We start from the raw sequence: 17,692 nt of genomic DNA, 5'->3' as shown, positions 1-17,692 counted from the left end.
GCGATAGAAAATAAATTCAGAAACAATAGAAAATGTAATGGAAATCAAGGAAGAAAACATCATCAATATCCACAACTTTCTCCCGCATCGCGAACCGATGTTAATGACGGACTATATTTTGGAATTGACTAAAGAAAAAGTGATTACTTCCTTTGAAATAAAAGAAGACAACATTTTTGTTCACAATAATGAATTCGTTGAAGCTGGACTCATTGAAAATGCAGCACAAACCTGCTCTTCAATTTTAGGACAAAGCTTTTTTGAAAATCCGGAAGCAGAGACAAAAGTTATAGGCTTCATTACCAACATCAAGAAAATTGAGATATTTACCTTGCCCAAAGTCGGCGACAAAATTATCTCAAAAGCATCATTGATTTCGCAGTTTGAAAACATCTGTCATATTTTTTGTGAGACTTTTCATAACGAAGAACTGCTCATAAGAAGTGAAATTAATTTATTCATTCAGGAAGTGAAATCATAAATAAACAAAGAAGCTGTTCCAAAAGATCAGCTTCTTTGTTTTAATCCCTCTTTTGATTAATCAATTCTGATGATATCCAGTTTAGATTTCATAAAATTTCTGGTTCTGCGTAAAACACCGTATCCATTTTCGCTTCCGTCTGCATTGGTATTTCCTTCAATGGTTTCAAAAACATCTCCGCTGCTTTCAATAACAATCCCTGTATGAGTCCAGTCTCGGCTGTTTGCACTGCTCTGCAAAAGAAAAATATCGCCCGGCTGAACATGGTATTCATGACTCCTCACCAAAGTATAACCAATAAAATTGCCTCTGCGCTGTGCTTCTCCAGCCACCGTATCGCAACTGAAGCTTCTTTTTACAATATTGGTAAAATTGCCTCCTATCTGACTTATCGCCTGATCTAGAACGGTCTGCACAAATCCTATACACCAAAGCTGATCTCTTCCTTCACTGCCATCCATATAAGCTCTCACCCATGGTCCCCTGTTTCCTTCCCCTTTTATGGTAAGCTCTCTTGCTCCGGCAATCAGGTGCTGTTTTGCGGCATTCACCATCAATTCCCTTAATCCCGTTCCCGTAACACGTTGGTTAAAAGCTTTAATCATAGGATCTGCCATTCTCCGGAAAAGCTCTTGGGTCACAATACCATCTTCAGGAAGTCCGTTTGCTTTTTGGTAATTCTTCACCGCTTTTTCTGTAGCCGGTCCGAAGTCACCATCAATCCCTGTTGAAGTTCCCTTTGAAGGATTTAAAAAAGCATAAAGGTTAAGCCAGCTTTGTATTTTCGATACTTCTTTGGAGGAATTCGCAGCTCCTCTTGACTGCGTTCCTGAAATCTCGATTTCTCTTTGGAAATAATTTTTAATCATGATAAAAGAATTTATAGTTATTAATTTTATTTAAAGATCATAACAAATGTAAATTCAAAAACAACACTCGGAAATAACCATTTTGGGTACTATTTTTCAAAAGAAAAAACCTGATATTCTTCTTAAAAACATCCGAAAACACCATGATACGATGTTGCACATTTTTATTATCTTAGCGAACTCATTCAAACCATCTTTCAATATTAATTTCAGATGAAAAAACAAGACCTTCCACAAGACGAAAGCAACTTAAAGTCAGCCAATATGACTGAGGTTTTGTATGTTACAGATGAAAACAACAACTACACGACCGCAAACAGCACCGGCTGGGAAGCAAAAAAAGCAGCTTTGGACGAATCTTTGGCTTTAATTAATGAAAGAATTGAAGAAGCAAGACAAAATGTTGCCAACAATACAGCAAGCCCGATTGTCTATTTCATGGAGCTGAATAAAATGGATCTGCAGGTTCTCGCAGCGTATGTAGGAATTTGGCAGTGGCGCGTGAAAAGACACGGAAAACCAAAAATATTTAAAACACTAAGCGATTCTGTACTGAAAAAATACGCCGATGCTTTCGGTATTTCGGTGGATGAACTAAAAAACTTCAAGGGTTAAATAATTCGTTTTAAGTAGAGAGAGCTACTCAGCTTGTCATTCTGATAAAGGAAGAATCTCTACAGTATGAAACATACATTATTTCCCGCGATAAAAAGAGAAGAGACGAATGGAACTTAATTTTGAACATCACCAGACTGCACATTGCGAAAACGGTGTTGCCTCCAATTTATTATTGAATAAAGGACTGAAGCTCAGCGAGCCTATGATCTTCGGAATCGGTTCCGGATTATTTTTTGTGTATTTACCTTTCCTGAAAGTTAATTTTGCACCGGGTTTCAGCTATCGTCCGATGCCGGGAGCCATTTTCAGCAAAGCCGCAAAAAGACTGGGAATTAAAATCAAAAGAGAAAAATTTTCCAATCCTGCCGAAGCACAAAAAGCTTTGGAAAGAAACCTCAACAATAATATTCCGACAGGTTTGCAGGTAGGCGTTTTTAACCTTACTTATTTTCCCGAAGAATATAAATTCCATTTTAACGCTCACAATCTCGTGGTTTACGGAAAAGAAGACGGAAAATTCCTGATCAGCGACCCCGTGATGGATTACACCACAACCCTTACTGAAGCCGAGCTGGAAAAAGTGAGATACGCCAAAGGAGCACTTCCGCCTAAAGGTCATATGTACTACCCTACTTACATTCCGGATCATGTAAATCTGGAAGAGGCGATCAAAAAAGGAATCAAAGATACCTGTAAAAATATGTTGGCTCCGGTTCCAATCATTGGTGTAAAAGCCATGAGATGGGTAGCAAAAAGCATCCCGAAATGGGCGGCCAAAAAAGGTACGAAAACCACCAATCATTATCTGGGACAACTGATCAGAATGCAGGAAGAAATCGGAACTGGCGGTGGCGGATTCAGATTTATTTATGGTGCATTTTTGCAGGAAGCCTCTGTTATTCTTAAAAATGACGAATTACGAGAACTTTCTAAAGAAATCACAGCGATCGGTGATCTTTGGAGAGATTTTGCGGTGGATATTGCAAGAGTGTACAAAAACAGGAACTCCAAAAGCGATATTTATAACCAATTATCAAAATCAATGCTTCACATTGCCGATCTGGAAGAAGCTTTTTATAAAAAACTTAGAAAAGCAATATAACGTGGAACATTTCATAGAAATAAAAAATCTCTACAAAAAATATAAAAATGCAGAAGACTTTTCTGTAAATGATATTTCGCTGAGTATTGCCAAAAACGAAATCTACGGAATTCTCGGACCTAACGGTGCCGGAAAGACAACGTTGATTTCCATGCTTTCCGGATTGATAAAACCGACTTCCGGACATTTTACAATTGACGGACTTTCGCCACAGAAGAACGGTTTCAGACTGAGACAAATCATTGGAATTGTTCCGCAGGAATATGCTTTATATCCAACTTTAACAGCAAGAGAAAATTTAATGTTTTTCGGAAGTCTTTACGGATTGAGTCATAAACATTTAAAGAATTCGATCACTGAATCTCTGGAAATCATGGGTTTGTCGAAATTTGCAGACAAAAAAGTGGAACAATTTTCCGGAGGAATGAAACGCCGCTGTAATCTGATTGCAGGAACCCTTCACAACCCGAAAGTTTTATTTCTGGATGAACCTACTGTTGGTGTGGATGTTCAGTCTAAAAAAGCGATTATCGATTATCTTTTGGATTTAAATAAAAAAGGAACGTGCATCATCTACACTTCCCATCACCTTTCGGAAGCGGAAGAATTCTGTACCAAAATTGCCATCATCGATCATGGGAAAATCCATGCTGTCGGAACACCTGAAGAATTAATCAGTAAGGTTTCCAATGCAGAAAATTTAGAAGACGTTTTTATATCATTAACCGGAAAAGAATTACGAGATGTTGTTGTATAAATTGTGGCGGAGTTTCATCAAGGAAATTCTTTTGCTGAAAAGAGATATCGGAGGAATTGTCATCATTTTTGTGATGCCTTTGCTGCTGATTATCACCATTACTTTAATTCAGGATTCTACCTTTAAAAATCTGGAAGGCACAAAAATTCCGATCATTTTTATTGATAACGACAAATCTGAAATTTCACAAAACATCAAAAAAGAGTTCGAAAATGGTAAAACCTTCGAGCTTCTTACCAATTTCACCGAAGAATCTGCCGAAAAAGCAGTTTTCGGAGGAGATTATCAGATGGCGATTGTTATTCCGAAAAATTTAACGAAGAACATCAATTCCAATGTAGAATCTAAAGTTCAGGCCATCGTCAGTTCATTTGGACTTGAAAATGACTCGACATCTGTGAAGGAAAGTCCCGTTAAATCTGATGATATTCATCTGTACTTTGATCCGGCAACCAATATCGGGTTCAAAAACAATGTGATGACTGCCGTCAACAAAATGGTTTTTGAGATTGAGAACAAAAAAATCTACAAAGCCTTTCAGGATCAGTTGGGAACTACGGAAGATCTCGGAAAAACTAAAAATTTAATCAGTTTTAAGGAAATCACTCCGAAAAAAGGAAAAACAGACATCATGCCAAATTCCGTTCAGCATAATGTTCCGGCTTGGGCGCTGTTTGCGATATTTTTCATTGTGGTTCCTCTGTCTATTAATCTGGTAAAAGAAAAAAGCCAGGGAACAAGTGTAAGAGCGAGAATCAGCCCGACTCCCTATTTCGTTCATATTTTAGGAAAAACATTTACGTATCTCATCATCTGTGTCATCCAGTTTTTACTGATGGTTGCGGTGGGAATTTATCTTTTCCCTTATATGGATCTTCCACAATTTGATGTTACCGGAAAAATGTTTCCGCTTATTGTCGTGACTATTTTTGCAGGTTTGGCAGCCATCGGATTTGGTGTACTTTTAGGAACGGTTGCCAATACTCAGGAACAGTCGGCTCCGTTTGGTGCGACTTCCGTGGTGGTTTTGGCTGCAATCGGCGGAATCTGGGTTCCCGTATTTTTAATGCCTGAATTTATGCAGACCATCGCCAAATTTTCTCCTATGAATTGGGGATTAAATGCTTATTACGACATTATTTTAAGAAACAGCGGAATTGGAGGAATTGCGAAAGAAATCATTTTCCTGTTTTTATTTTATATAGCAATGGTCGCTATTTCATTATTTTATGAAAGAAAACAAAATGCTGTTTAAGATTAACCACTAAGAGCACAAAGTTTTTCACAAAGAGCTCAAGCATTTATTTTGTGTCCCTTGTGGAAACTATTGTGACCTTTGTGATAAAAATAATTATAAAACACAAAATGATATGAATGAAAATGAGATTTTTTTATTTTATGTAGCAATGGTCGCGATTTCATTATTTTATGAAAGAAAACAAAATGCTGTTTAGGATAACCACTAAGAGCACAAAGTTTTTCACAAAGGGCTCAAGCATTTATTTTATGTCCCTTGTGGAAACTATTGTGACCTTTGTGGTAAAAATAATTATAAAACACAAAATGATATGAATGAAAATGAAGTTTCAAAAGTTATCTTTGATGCAGGATTAAAAGTTCATCGCCAACTTGGAGTCGGACTTTTAGAAAGCGCATACGAAGAATGTCTGTACTATGAGTTACAGAAATCCGGATTACTGATAGAAAAACAGAAACCAATGCCATTAATTTATGATGACATAAAACTTGACATTGGCTATAGGATTGATTTATTAGTTGAGAGAAAAGTTGTTGTTGAAATAAAATCCGTAGAATCATTAAATGAAATTCATATTGCTCAAGTTTTAACGTATTTAAAATTAAGCAATTGTAAATTGGGTTTATTGATTAATTTTAACTCAGTTTTATTTAAAAATGGGGTTAAAAGATTAATCAACGGAACGATATAAAATTTAGAATATTTATTGTGAACATTGTGTATAACTTTGTGAACTTAGGGGTTTATTCACCACGAAAAACACAAGTTTTTAACACAGAAAAAGAAATTTATTTTGTGAACCTTGTGAAAACCTTTGTGCCCTTTGTGGTAAAAAAAGAAAACAAAATGCAGTCTAAAGAAAATTTAACTTGTACGGAACAAGTCCGCGTAAGATTCAACGAAACAGATCCTTTGGGAATTGTCTGGCACGGACATTATATCGTTTATTTTGAAGACGGAAGAGAAGCTTTTGGAAGACAGCATGGTTTAACGTATCTTGATATTCAAAAAGCAGGCTATGTTACCCCAATCGTAAAAAGCACCTGCGAACATTTTCTGCCTTTAAAATATGGCGAAACCTTCAGAATTGTAACGACTTTCGTCAATTCAAATTCTGCGAAATTGATCTATAAATACGAGCTTTTTAACGAAGAAGATAAATTGGTCTGTTCAGGTGAAACCATTCAGGTTTTTCTGGATTCTGATAACAATTTATGCTTGTATAATCCTGAGTTTTTTCAGGCATGGAAAGATAAAATGGGACTCTGATGAAGAAAGAAGTTTATATTACAGATTATAACTGCGTCACGCCTTTAGGTTTTGACGTTTCTTCAAACTGGAATGCTCTTGTTGAAGGAAAATCCGGCGTAGGTTTACACAAAATCATCGAAAATCAGGAGCCTTTTTATGCTTCGATGATTGATTCTGAGAAATTAGATAACGAATTCAATAGATTCTTCGACTCCGCTCAAAAATCGGAGATTCGGCGTTTAGCCAATGACAACGTGAGCTTCACAAGACTTGAAAAGATGTTTTTGCTGAGTTTAAAACCATTGGTTGAAAGACACTCAATCTCAGGGGAAACGGCTTTTATTTTATCTACCACAAAAGGAAATATCAGCTTGTTAAAAAATCAGAAAACATTACCTGAAAGCGTTTTTCTTTCCAATTTAGCACAAAAAATCGCTGATTTTTTCGGGTTTCAAACAAAGCCCATTGTTGTTTCTAACGCCTGTGTTTCGGGAGTGATGGCAATTGGCGTTGCCAAAAATATGATTCTGGCTGGAAAATATAAAGATGCTTTTGTTGTTGCCGGAGACGAAATTTCAGAATTTGTGATTTCAGGTTTTAATTCTTTTCAGGCAATCGGAACCGAGATTTGTAAGCCTTACGATAAAAACCGTGACGGAATCAATATCGGCGAAGCGGCAGCGGCAGTATACATTACTTCAACACCGGATGAAAACGAAAATTTTAGTTTTAAAATTCTGGGAGATTCTGCCATCAATGATGCAAACCATATTTCCGGACCTTCGAGAACAGGAGACGGATTATTTGCAAGCATCAACAACGCAATGACAGAAGCTCAGCTTTCAGCAGAAAAAATAGACTTCATCTCTGCACACGGAACGGCGACGATCTATAACGATGAAATGGAAGCCATCGCTTTCAACAGAATGAATTTACAAAACATTCCTTTACATAGTTTAAAAGCGTATTATGGACACTGTTTGGGCGCATCGGGATTGCTGGAAAGTATCATTTCCATGGAAAGTGCCTTGAATAAAACATTAATTCCATCTAAAAACTTTAAAGAAACAGGAACCTCCCAATCTTTGAATATTATCAAAGAAAACCAATCCGCAGAAATTAAATATATTCTGAAAACAGCTTCCGGTTTTGGCGGATGTAATGCCGCGATTGTTTTGGAAAAATGCTGAAAATAATTTTGTAATTTTATAAAATTAAAGTTTTAAAAATGGACTCCACCGTAGACATCAGAAAAAGAATTCACGAATTCATCGATATTGCCGATGAAAGAATTTTACGCATTTTCAAAGGAATTATTGATGCTGAAGAGGGAGATTCAGAATTAGAATCTTCAGATTATCCACAAGTTCCTGATTATATTTATGATCGAATTGAGGAAGAACGCGAAAAGTATTTAAGTGGCGAACTTAAAACTTCTTCATGGGAGGAAGTGAAGGAAAGACTGATGAAAAAATTATGATTTATCACTTTTCTTTATCTCCGAATGCTGAAAATGATTTGTTAGAAGCAGCCCTTTGGTACGAAAATCAACAAACCGGGCTTGGTGAAAAATTTATAAAAAAAGTTGAATCCTATTTTTTAAGAATTCAAAATCATCCATTTCACTTTCCCTTAAAAAAAGGAAACTTGCGTGAGGCTTACATTCAGAAGTTTCCTTATGTTATCATTTATCAAATTATCGGGGATAATATTATTGTTTTTGCTGTTTTCAACACCCATCAAAATCCAACAAAAAAGCCCTAATCTTTTTGAAACTTACTCATGAAGAAAACAGACATCTGCACCATAGAAAATTCAAAAATAGTTCTCAACAACGAGGTTATTTTTGAAACCCCCACTGAAAACTTCTCAGACTTTGCGAAAGAAGCTTATAAAAGTTTAGAGCTGAATTATCCGAAATTTCATAAAATGGATCATTTAAGCAAACTCGCTTTTCTTGCCTCTGAAATTATTCTCAAGGATGAAGACCAAAGCAGAACTGCATTGGTTTTTGCAAACAGATCATCAAGTTTAGACACGGATTTCAAATATCAGGAAAGCATCAATTCTCAGGAAAATTACTTTCCGAGTCCCGCGGTTTTTGTGTATACTTTACCGAATATCTGCGTGGGTGAAATCAGCATCAGACACAAAATGCAGACCGAAAATGCTTTTTTTGTTTTGGATGAATTGGATGAAGAATTTTTAAACAATTATTCAGCACAGCTTTTACAGTCCGGAAAGGCAGATAAAGTATTGTGCGGCTGGGTAGAACTATATCAGGAAAGTTACAAAGCTTTTGTATATTTGCTGACATTATAAATTTGATAATTTGAAAATGCGCTGATTTGAAAATGTAAAATCATATCAATAAGGCATAACATTTAATACATTTTCAAATTGTCTCATTAACATATTTTCAAATTAATTTTATGGAAAACTTAAGAGAAGAATTAAAACACAAAATCATCGAAGTTCTTAATTTAGAAGACGTTGCAGTAGAAGAAATTAAAGACACAGATCCTTTATTTGGAGGAGGTCTTGGTTTGGATTCTATTGATGCTCTGGAGCTGATCGTTCTTTTGGATAAAGAATACGGAATAAAATTAGCCGATCCGAAAAAAGGAAAGGAGATTTTTACGTCCATCGAAACCATGGCAAAATTCATCGAAGAAAACAGAACAAAATAATTCAATCTAACAATGTATCAATTTAGCAATGTACCAATATTGTTATGCTGTTAAACTGATACATTGGTACATTACTAAAAGATGGGTCAAAAAATTGCCATAACAGGAATGGGCATCATTTCCGCCATTGGAAACAATGTGGAGGAAAATCTGAGTTCGCTGACTTCCGGAAAGCACGGGATTTCGGACATTACTTTGTTTGAAACACGTCATAAAGGAAATATCAAAACAGGCGAAATCAAATTGTCTAATGAGGAACTTGCCGCAAAACTTCAGCTCAAAGAAGATCATCATGCAACAAGAACCGCTCTGTTAGGAATGATGGCGGCAAAAGAAGCTGTGGAAAGTGCCGGAATTTCGGATATCAATGAATATAAAACGGGACTGATTTCTTCGACCAGCGTTGGCGGAATGGATGTTACCGAAAAATATTTCTACTCCTATGAAGACTTTCCTGAAAAGCAAAAATACATTGACTCACACGATGCGGGAAATTCGTCTTTGTTAATCGCTGATTATCTCGGATTAAAAGGTATGGTTTCCACCATCAGTACAGCCTGTTCCTCGGCGGCAAACGCGATTATGATGGGGGCAAAACTGATTAAAAACGGCGTTTTAGACCGTGTAATTGTCGGCGGAACAGATTCTCTTTCAAAATTTACTTTGAACGGTTTCAATACATTGATGATTCTTACGGATTCTTACAATACGCCTTTCGACAACGACAGAAAAGGTCTGAATCTGGGTGAAGCTGCCGCTTTCATCGTTTTGGAATCTGATGAAGTCGTAAAAAAAGAAAATAAAAAAGTCTTAGGATATCTTTCAGGATACGGAAATGCCAATGATGCGCATCACCAAACTGCTTCTTCGGAAAACGGACAGGGAGCTTATTTAGCGATGGAAAAAGCATTAAAAGTTTCGGGCTTAGATAAAGAAAATATCGATTATATCAACGTTCACGGAACAGCAACGCCAAATAACGATTTATCGGAAGGAATTGCGATGATCCGGATTTTTGGGGAAAACAACGTTCCGGAATTCAGTTCTACAAAAGCGTTTACCGGTCATACGCTTGCTGCGGCGGCGGGAATCGAAGCGGTGTATTCTCTTTTGGCGATTCAAAATAATATCATTTTCCCGAATCTGAATTTTAAAACAAAAATGGCAGAATTTGATTTAACGCCTGTAACGGAGCTTAAAGAGAAAAACATCAACCACGTTCTTTCCAATTCGTTTGGTTTTGGAGGAAATTGTTCAACTTTAATTTTCTCAAAATCATGAGTGCCGTTTACATCAACAGTGCAGCCTGTATTTCAGCTCAGGACACTTTAAATGAAGATTTTTTCCGGAATCTCAAACCTGAAAATTCAGTTCAGGTTTTAAAAGCAATTGAACCTGTTTACAAAGAATTCATTCCTCCGGCAATGATCCGAAGAATGTCTAAAACGGTAAAAATGAGTTCTGTAGCTTCTCAATACGCTTTAAAAGAAGCAGGAATTGAATATCCAGATGCGATTATCACAGGAACAGGAATGGGCTGTTCTCTGGATTCTGAAAAGTTTCTGAAAAATGTGCTGGATAATCATGAAGAGTTTCTGACTCCGACCTATTTTATTCAGTCTACTCACAATACGGTCGCAGGACAAATTGCTTTAGGATTGCAGTGTCATGCGTACAATTTCACCTATGTGAATACTTCGTCGTCTCTGGAATTTTCGTTTTTAGATGGAAAATTACAGATCAATGACGGTGAAGCTGAAAACGTTTTGGTCGGCTCCACAGACGAACAGACCGAAAGAGTGATGGAACTGTACAAATTAAACAAAACCATTAAAAAAGAAGAAAATCTACCCGTTGATTTTCTGAATTCTGAAACGGAAGGCGTAATTTGGGGAGAAGGTGCCAGTTTTTTCGTTTTAGGAAAAGATAAAACAGAGCGTTCTTACGCTCAGTTAAAAGACATTCAGATCGCAAACAAATTAGATTTGGAAGAGACTCAACAGTTTATTGAAGATTTTTTAACTAAAAATAATTTGACCAATAACGAAATTGATGCTGTAATTTTAGGATTCAGCGGAGATGCAAAATCAGATTTTTATTATAAAATTGCAATGAATTTGTTTGAAAATTCGGCTTTTCTGTATTATAAACATTTAAGTGGAGAATTTAATACGGCAAGTGGCTTTTCGACGTTTATGGCTTGTCATATTCTTAAAAATCAGGAGATTCCGGAAGTGATGATGATTAATGATCTGAAAAAAGGAGAAATTAAAAGTGTTCTGCTTTACAATCATTTAGGAGGAAATGATCACAGTCTGGTTTTGCTGGGAAAGGCTTAAAATTAAAACCTAACAGGTTTAAAAAACCTGTTAGGTTTGGAACATAAAAAATAAAGTAAACATCTTAATTTACAACCATTTAAGAGAAAACAGTCACAGTCCCGTTTTGTTGGGGAAAGCTTAAAAATTAAAACCTAACAGGTTTTTGAAACCTGTTAGGTTTGGAATATAAAAAAACGAAGTAAAACATCTTGTTTTACAATCATTTAGAAGGAAACGATCACAGTCTGGTTTTGCTGGGAAAGGCTTAAAGATTAAAACCTAACAGGTTTTAAAAACCTGTTAGGTTTGATTGAAAATAGGTTCCGTTCGAAGAGGCATTTTATTTAGCAAAGAAAAACGGCATAATTGTCATTTCGACGAAGGAGAAATCTCTTAATAATCTTAACTTCTAAACTAAAACTTAATGGTTTATTTTAGCGTAAACATTAAGAATATTAATTTGAGATTCTTCATTCCGCTTAGCTCCAATCAGAATGACAGCATGGATACAGATTGTGAATATTTTAAACCCAAAATTTAAAAACAATAAAGATGAAGCATTATCTATTTATCCTATTTTATCTTTTCTGCAACGTTTTCATTTACGCGTTTCACGGAAGTTTTTGGGTGTATCTGTTCTGTTTTTTGCTGTTTTCTGCGCTTGTAATCTGGGGTTCTTTCGATATTGAACTGGGATATTTTGTCAACAGCATTACCCATAAAAGAACGAAAATCAGAGAAGTGGCACTGACTTTTGATGACGGTCCGACTGAATTCACCCCAAAATTTTTAGATCTTTTAAAAGAAAATGAGGTAAAAGCAACCTTTTTCTGCATCGGAAAACAGATTGAAAAATATCCTGAAACTTTTCAACGAATCATTGCGGATGGTCATACCGTTGGAAATCATACTCTTTCACATTCTAACAATACCGGATTTTTATCGACTTCAAAAATGGTTGAGGAAATTGAGAAATGTGATGAAGTGATGCTTAAAACTGGAAATTTAACAACCAATTTGTACAGACCGCCTTTCGGAGTTACCAATCCGAATATTGCCAAAGCCATCAGAAAAACCGGCAAAAAAAGCATCGGATGGAACGTCCGTTCTCTTGATACGATTACAGAAGATGAGAAAAAAATCTACCAGAAAGTAACGAAAAATTTAAAAAAAGGAAGCATTGTACTTCTTCACGACACTTCACAAAAAACGTACAATGTTTTGGAGGATTTATTAGTATTTTTGAAGCAGAAAAATTATTCAACTTTTACAATTGATAAATTTGAAAACCACTAAGTCCACAAGGATTTCACCAGGAAGACAAGAATTATTAATAAATATTCTTTAATAGTGTTTGTGAAACCCTTGTCATCCTTGTGGTTAAATTTAAAAACGTTAAACAATGATTAAAAATATAGCTCTTGGAGCATTTTTACTAATTTCAGGCTTCTTCTTTGCGCAGAATACGGCAATGTCGGGAGCGGAAGCGAAAGCGTTTGTAACCAAAGTTTCTTCGGAAACCAAGGAAATAAAAACATTACAGGCAGATTTTACCCAGACTAAAAAAATGGATTTTTTGGATAAAAACATTGTCACCTATGGAAGAATGTCTCTGAAAACGCCAAATATGCTGAGTTGGAAGTACACAAAACCCTATCAATACAGCATTGTTTTTAAAGACAACAAAATATTGATTAACGATCAGGGTAAAAAATCTTCGGTGGATGCAAAAAGCAAAACGTTTGAAAAAATCAACAAACTTATTGTCGGAAGCTCAAACGGACAGATGTTCAACGATCCTGAATTCTCTGTTTCTTACCTAAAGAACACGACTTCGAATATCGCCAAATTTACTCCGAAATCGGCTCAGCTTTTAAAATATATCAAGCAGATCGAGCTGCATTTTCCTAAAAATCAATCTACTGTTTCTCAGGTTAATATGACGGAAGCTTCGGGAGACACCACGAATATTATTTTCAAAAACACCAAGATCAATGCGCCTGTTGCAGCTTCGGAATTTAGCTTATAGCCTGATTTTCATACTGTTTGTTTCGTGCAAAATGTATAAGCTTACTGATGCAAAACCGATTCCGTCTTCTGAAAAAACAGTGGAAAATTTATATTTTTCATCCAAAGAAGATTATGTGTATAAATGTCAGATGGATATTTATAAAAATCATGTGAGCGGAATTTTAATTATCAAAAAAATCAGCGAAACGACCCATCGTGTGGTTCTGACTTCTGATTTTGGGAATAAACTGATTGATTTTGAGATTTCTGAGGATGATTTCAAGCTGAATTATGTTCTTCCTGATCTGGATAAAAAAATCGTGATTAATTTTTTAAGAAACGATTTTCAGCAGCTTCTGAAGCAGAAATATCCGGTAACAGAAAGTTTTGAAAACGAAAATTCCAGAATTTACTTTTCTAAAATGGATAATAAAGGGTATTATTTATTTTTTAACAAAGAAAATAATCTGTTAAAACAAATCATTTACACCAAAAATAATAAGGAAAAGATCGATTTTACATTTGATGCAAAAAAACATATCTTCGCGGATAGTTTGATTCTTCAACACAAAGATTTCAAGATCAATATAAAACTATTTCAAATAACGGAAACAGAATAATATGCAAAGCATTCTTACAGACTTTTATACGTTACAATCCTACGAAAAGACGGAAAACGGAAGTTTCACCGCCCAGATTTCCCTGAATAAAGATCACGATATCTTTAAAGGGCATTTTCCCGGAAATCCTGTAACGCCGGGAGTTTGTATGATGCAGATCGTGAAGGAGCTTGCTGAAGAATTCACCGGATCTTCATTATTTTTAAAAACGGCATTGAATGTAAAGTTCATGGCAATCATCAATCCTTTTGAAACACCTGATCTTAAAATCCAATTGGATATTACTGAAAATGAAGGAGATGTAAAGGTAAAGAACACGACTTCTTTTGGCGAGACTATTGCATTAAAAATGTCGGTAAATTATCAAAAATTGACAAAATGAAATTAATTTTTTCGTTCATCACGGCTTTTATGCTTTTTTTTCAGTCGGGACTTGAATCTCTGAGAGAAAGTTACGCCAAAGCAAGCAGCTCTAATGCCAATACAGAAGCATTCATCAGTTTAGCCGAAAAAACTTCGGGATCGGATGCAGCCATTCAGGGATATAAAGCGGCGGCGCAGATTATGGAGGCAAAAATTTCCAAAAATAACCGAAAAGCTTTGGTAAAATCCGGAGCAACCAATCTTGAAGCGGTTATTAAAAGCAACCCGAATAATGCTGAATTAAGGCTGATCCGCATGAGTGTTCAGGAAAACATTCCGAAAATTGTAGGTTACAGAGGAAGCCTTAAAGATGATAAAGTATTTCTCATCAATAATTACAGCAAACAGAATTCTGCTTTAAAAAGTTATATTAAAAAATTTGCAGCACAGTCTAAAACCATGACGGAGACTGAAAAGTTAAATTTTAAATAAAACACTATTAACCAACCATTTACATGAACCTTTCCGAAGTACGAAATGCAATCTCTGAAAAGAAAATTTGTGTTTTAATTCCTACTTATAACAATGAAAAAACTCTGAAAAGAGTAATCGACGGTGTTCTGGATTATACGGAAGACATCATTGCTGTAAATGACGGTTCTACGGATTCTACGAAAGAAATTTTAAGAAGTTATTCGCAGATCGAAGTTATTGATTTACCGGAGAATAAAGGAAAAGGAAATGGTTTAAAGACGGGTTTCAGAAAGGCTAAAGAACTCGGCTACGATTATGCAATCACGATTGATTCCGACGGACAGCATTATCCGGATGATATTCCTGTTTTTGTGGAGGCTTTGCTGAATGAAAAGGAAGATGTTCTGCTCATCGGAAACCGAAATATGTCTCAGGACGGAATTCCCAAGAAAAGCAGTTTCGGAAACCGTTTCTCTAATTTCTGGTTCTGGTTTGAAACCGGAATCAAGCTTGAAGACACACAATCCGGTTACCGATTATATCCTCTGCATAAAATTCCCAAGAAATATTTTACGCCAAAGTTTGAATTTGAAATTGAAATTATTGTAAGAACAGCATGGAGACACATTCCGGTTAGAAATGTTCCGGTGAAGGTTCTTTATGATCCCGCTGAAAGGGTTTCTCATTTCAGACCGTTTAAAGATTTTACGAGGATCAGTATCCTGAACACGATTCTGGTAACCATTACTTTGCTTTATATTATTCCGCGAAACTTCGTGAATAATTTCAAAAAAAAAAGCATTAAAAGATTCATAAAAGAAGATGTTCTGGAAAGTGACGGAAGCAACAGGATTAAAGCTTTTTCGATTGCTTTGGGCGTTTTTGTAGGCTTTTCTCCGTTCTGGGGATTTCATACGCTGATTGTTATTTCTCTTTCTGTACTATTCAAGCTGAATAAAGTGCTTGCTTTTTTTGCATCCAATGTAAGTTTACCACCTTTTATTCCCTTCATTATTGCCGCTTCGCTGTTTCTGGGTTCTCCTTTTGTGCATGGAGACAGCAATATTTTCAGTCAGGAACTGAACTTTGATCTGGTAAAAAATAATCTCTTGCAGTACGTTATAGGAAGTTTCATTCTGGCGACTTCTGCCTCTGCAATTTTAGGGGTAGCAACTTTTCTTTTTCTGAATAAGGTGAGCCCTGATAAAAATTAAACCCGTTATTTCAGTTTTTTCACTGTTTTTCTCAGATATTTGTCCACATTTTTTCTATCCGGAACGGTAGTAATTTCTTTGGTTGATGCTTTTTCAAATTGTGTTTTTGCTTTGGCATATTCTTTCTTGTTAAAATAATATTTTCCCACCTGAAAATAAACGAGCCAGAAATCAGGATTTAAAGATTGATAATGATTAATAAATTCCTCTGAGAGTACTTTCTCTTTATCATCCGTTGAATATTCAATTTGAGAGCTTAATTTTTTACATTCTTCGTAATTTTTAAATTCCTGAGAATCAATGAAAGGATCTTTTGGAATATTCAATTCAGATTTTGCAAACTCGCCGCTTTTTAATCTATTATTTGAAAAAATTTCATTCAGATCATAACAGACAAATTCTCCCAACTGATAAGGATTTGCAGAAACCCAGACTAATTTTTTTTGAGGCGAAAAGATCACGGCGTGATGCGCCAAAAGCTGATTGATTGCTTTTTCGTTTCCATATCCTATCTTCTCCCCTTTCAAGCCGGATTTGTCTCTTAAAATCGCTGCCATTTTTTCGGGATTGAGCTTTTTATTTTCCGCTAAAAGTTCCTGCAGTTTTTCATAACGGTATTCTGAATGGCTTTCCGCAATATGTTTCAGATTCCTTTTATCATTTTTATAAGCCTCCGACTGGAAATGATTGGTGCAAAAAACACGGCTTGTATTTTTCACTTCATACACCCCGAAATTATCGGGTGAAACTTCAATAATCACTGCATTCTTATCATTCGCGCTTCCGACCAGAATAGATTCCGAAACGAAGACTTTTCTCTTTTTGGCAATGGCAATTGCTTCATCAATAGTTCTGGCATATTGTAAAATCTCCCTTGTCACCAGAGAAATCGGTGTTTTTGCGGTCAATGGTATTTTAGATTTTCCGGCGTTAATGGTAACGGTAATTCCTTCTTTGTTCATCCCTGAAACTACGCCGATCATTCCCGCCCATGTCACAGAAAGATAAGGAATCCCTTCTTCCGGCTGAACGAATTCTATGACCTTATTTTTAGCAAAATCATCTCCCACGTAAAAGTCGAAATTTCTTCCGATCAATAAATCTCCGTCCTCCGTATTTTCATTCCAGACCGCAAGAGAAGTACAGCCCACCATCATTAAATCCTGCATGGCATGACCAATATCGTGCGCTCCGTGGAGATACATACTTCGCAGAAACTTTGGTGCGATAAAATTATATTTGTCCGAAGAATATTGAGACATTCCGTAGATTTCTGCCTGAAAATCTTCCCTTACATTAAGATACATTTTCCGGTTGTACCATTTCAGGAAACCTCTCAGTAAGTTTTGCTTAAACTTCGACGGGACAAATCCTTCAATTTTCGAAAAGAAAATTTCTTCCTGTTTCTGCATCAGATTTTGGGTTAAAGCTCCGTTATTATAACCTAATTGCAGAGGATTTCCCTGAATATACAATTCCCAGATCTGCTGCTTATTTTTTGTTAAATAATTCTGATTGAAACTGAAAGTTGAATCGTTAATTTTTGTAACCTTTGGAATTTCAAGGGAATACTGCTTCACCTCGGGAAGATGTTTGATGGATTTTCTTATTCCGCAAGAGTTGAGGAAAAGGCTAAGGTTTAGACTGAGAAAAATTAAGATTAT

The 17,692-nt window shown here is 35.9% G+C and carries 22 protein-coding genes; 20 read left to right on the top strand and 2 right to left on the bottom strand.

The features are described 5' to 3' along the window. The first annotated feature begins 37 nt into the window (after positions 1-37). Entirely contained in the window at positions 38-481 is a 444-nt protein-coding gene (locus DD829_RS09750) for an ABC transporter permease (RefSeq protein ID WP_076396314.1), read from the top strand. A 56-nt stretch (positions 482-537) separates the two neighbouring features. Here the strand turns inward: DD829_RS09750 and DD829_RS09745 are convergent, their stop codons facing one another. Continuing rightward, positions 538-1,350: a peptidoglycan-binding protein gene (locus DD829_RS09745; RefSeq protein ID WP_108410582.1), complete on the bottom strand. Its 813-nt coding sequence runs from the start codon at positions 1,348-1,350 to the stop codon at positions 538-540. Positions 1,351-1,563: 213 nt separating this feature from the next. On the opposite strand from DD829_RS09745, the gene DD829_RS09740 reads away from it, so the two are divergent. From DD829_RS09740 to DD829_RS09650, 19 genes are all read left to right on the top strand, one after another. After that, positions 1,564-1,965, top strand: a complete 402-nt coding sequence (locus tag DD829_RS09740) for a hypothetical protein (RefSeq protein ID WP_108410581.1) — start codon at positions 1,564-1,566, stop codon at positions 1,963-1,965. 109 nt (positions 1,966-2,074) lie between these two features. Continuing rightward, on the top strand, positions 2,075-3,070 hold the full coding sequence (locus DD829_RS09735; protein ID WP_108410580.1) for a BtrH N-terminal domain-containing protein: 996 nt from the start codon (positions 2,075-2,077) through the stop codon (positions 3,068-3,070). Position 3,071: 1 nt separating this feature from the next. Then, positions 3,072-3,827 carry an ABC transporter ATP-binding protein gene (locus DD829_RS09730; RefSeq protein ID WP_108410586.1) on the top strand — a complete coding sequence of 252 codons (756 nt, stop codon included), beginning with the start codon at positions 3,072-3,074 and terminating at the stop codon, positions 3,825-3,827. Beyond that, positions 3,814-5,082, top strand: a complete 1,269-nt coding sequence (locus tag DD829_RS09725; RefSeq protein ID WP_116547697.1) for an ABC transporter permease — start codon at positions 3,814-3,816, stop codon at positions 5,080-5,082. The genes DD829_RS09730 and DD829_RS09725 overlap by 14 nt, the downstream gene beginning before the upstream one ends. A gap of 313 nt (positions 5,083-5,395) precedes the next feature. Continuing rightward, positions 5,396-5,776: a GxxExxY protein gene (locus DD829_RS09720; protein ID WP_108411164.1), complete on the top strand. Its 381-nt coding sequence runs from the start codon at positions 5,396-5,398 to the stop codon at positions 5,774-5,776. A gap of 155 nt (positions 5,777-5,931) precedes the next feature. Continuing rightward, positions 5,932-6,354, top strand: coding sequence for an acyl-CoA thioesterase (locus DD829_RS09715; protein ID WP_108410476.1), 423 nt, complete (start codon positions 5,932-5,934; stop codon positions 6,352-6,354). After that, positions 6,354-7,526 carry a beta-ketoacyl synthase N-terminal-like domain-containing protein gene (locus DD829_RS09710; protein WP_108410473.1) on the top strand — a complete coding sequence of 391 codons (1,173 nt, stop codon included), beginning with the start codon at positions 6,354-6,356 and terminating at the stop codon, positions 7,524-7,526. The genes DD829_RS09715 and DD829_RS09710 overlap by 1 nt, the downstream gene beginning before the upstream one ends. Positions 7,527-7,564: 38 nt before the next feature. Then, positions 7,565-7,816 carry an addiction module family protein gene (locus DD829_RS09705; protein ID WP_108410474.1) on the top strand — a complete coding sequence of 84 codons (252 nt, stop codon included), beginning with the start codon at positions 7,565-7,567 and terminating at the stop codon, positions 7,814-7,816. Further along, positions 7,777-8,100: a type II toxin-antitoxin system RelE/ParE family toxin gene (locus DD829_RS09700; RefSeq protein WP_228408159.1), complete on the top strand. Its 324-nt coding sequence runs from the start codon at positions 7,777-7,779 to the stop codon at positions 8,098-8,100. Before DD829_RS09705 ends, DD829_RS09700 begins: the two co-directional genes overlap by 40 nt. 18 nt (positions 8,101-8,118) lie before the next feature. Continuing rightward, positions 8,119-8,658 carry a 3-oxoacyl-ACP synthase gene (locus DD829_RS09695; protein ID WP_087708356.1) on the top strand — a complete coding sequence of 180 codons (540 nt, stop codon included), beginning with the start codon at positions 8,119-8,121 and terminating at the stop codon, positions 8,656-8,658. Between the two features lie 110 nt (positions 8,659-8,768). After that, a complete protein-coding gene (locus DD829_RS09690) occupies positions 8,769-9,026 on the top strand; it encodes a phosphopantetheine-binding protein (protein ID WP_076396292.1) in 258 nt (85 codons plus the stop codon). Positions 9,027-9,107: 81 nt separating this feature from the next. Continuing rightward, the gene (locus DD829_RS09685) at positions 9,108-10,307 is read left to right on the top strand and encodes a beta-ketoacyl-[acyl-carrier-protein] synthase family protein (RefSeq protein ID WP_087708354.1); all 1,200 of its coding nucleotides are present in this window, start codon (positions 9,108-9,110) and stop codon (positions 10,305-10,307) included. Continuing rightward, positions 10,304-11,365 (top strand): beta-ketoacyl synthase N-terminal-like domain-containing protein, encoded by a 1,062-nt coding sequence (locus DD829_RS09680; protein ID WP_108410475.1) that lies wholly within the window; start codon positions 10,304-10,306, stop codon positions 11,363-11,365. Before DD829_RS09685 ends, DD829_RS09680 begins: the two co-directional genes overlap by 4 nt. A gap of 534 nt (positions 11,366-11,899) precedes the next feature. Continuing rightward, entirely contained in the window at positions 11,900-12,643 is a 744-nt protein-coding gene (locus DD829_RS09675) for a polysaccharide deacetylase family protein (protein ID WP_108410539.1), read from the top strand. Between the two features lie 106 nt (positions 12,644-12,749). After that, entirely contained in the window at positions 12,750-13,376 is a 627-nt protein-coding gene (locus DD829_RS09670; RefSeq protein WP_108410538.1) for a LolA family protein, read from the top strand. A gap of 31 nt (positions 13,377-13,407) precedes the next feature. Continuing rightward, entirely contained in the window at positions 13,408-13,977 is a 570-nt protein-coding gene (locus tag DD829_RS09665) for a hypothetical protein (protein WP_228408158.1), read from the top strand. A gap of 1 nt (position 13,978) precedes the next feature. Further along, positions 13,979-14,359, top strand: coding sequence for a 3-hydroxyacyl-ACP dehydratase (locus DD829_RS09660; RefSeq protein WP_108410536.1), 381 nt, complete (start codon positions 13,979-13,981; stop codon positions 14,357-14,359). After that, the gene (locus DD829_RS09655) at positions 14,356-14,832 is read left to right on the top strand and encodes a hypothetical protein (protein WP_108410535.1); all 477 of its coding nucleotides are present in this window, start codon (positions 14,356-14,358) and stop codon (positions 14,830-14,832) included. The genes DD829_RS09660 and DD829_RS09655 overlap by 4 nt, the downstream gene beginning before the upstream one ends. A gap of 23 nt (positions 14,833-14,855) precedes the next feature. Further along, entirely contained in the window at positions 14,856-16,028 is a 1,173-nt protein-coding gene (locus DD829_RS09650; protein ID WP_108410534.1) for a DUF2062 domain-containing protein, read from the top strand. Between the two features lie 5 nt (positions 16,029-16,033). Here the strand turns inward: DD829_RS09650 and DD829_RS09645 are convergent, their stop codons facing one another. Further along, entirely contained in the window at positions 16,034-17,692 is a 1,659-nt protein-coding gene (locus DD829_RS09645) for a C45 family autoproteolytic acyltransferase/hydolase (protein WP_410493814.1), read from the bottom strand.

Origin of the sequence: Chryseobacterium sp. HMWF035 (genome assembly GCF_003094695.1) — a bacterium.
In the GTDB taxonomy this organism is placed as follows: domain Bacteria; phylum Bacteroidota; class Bacteroidia; order Flavobacteriales; family Weeksellaceae; genus Chryseobacterium; species Chryseobacterium gambrini.
This window is presented reverse-complemented; position numbering and strand designations above follow the sequence as displayed.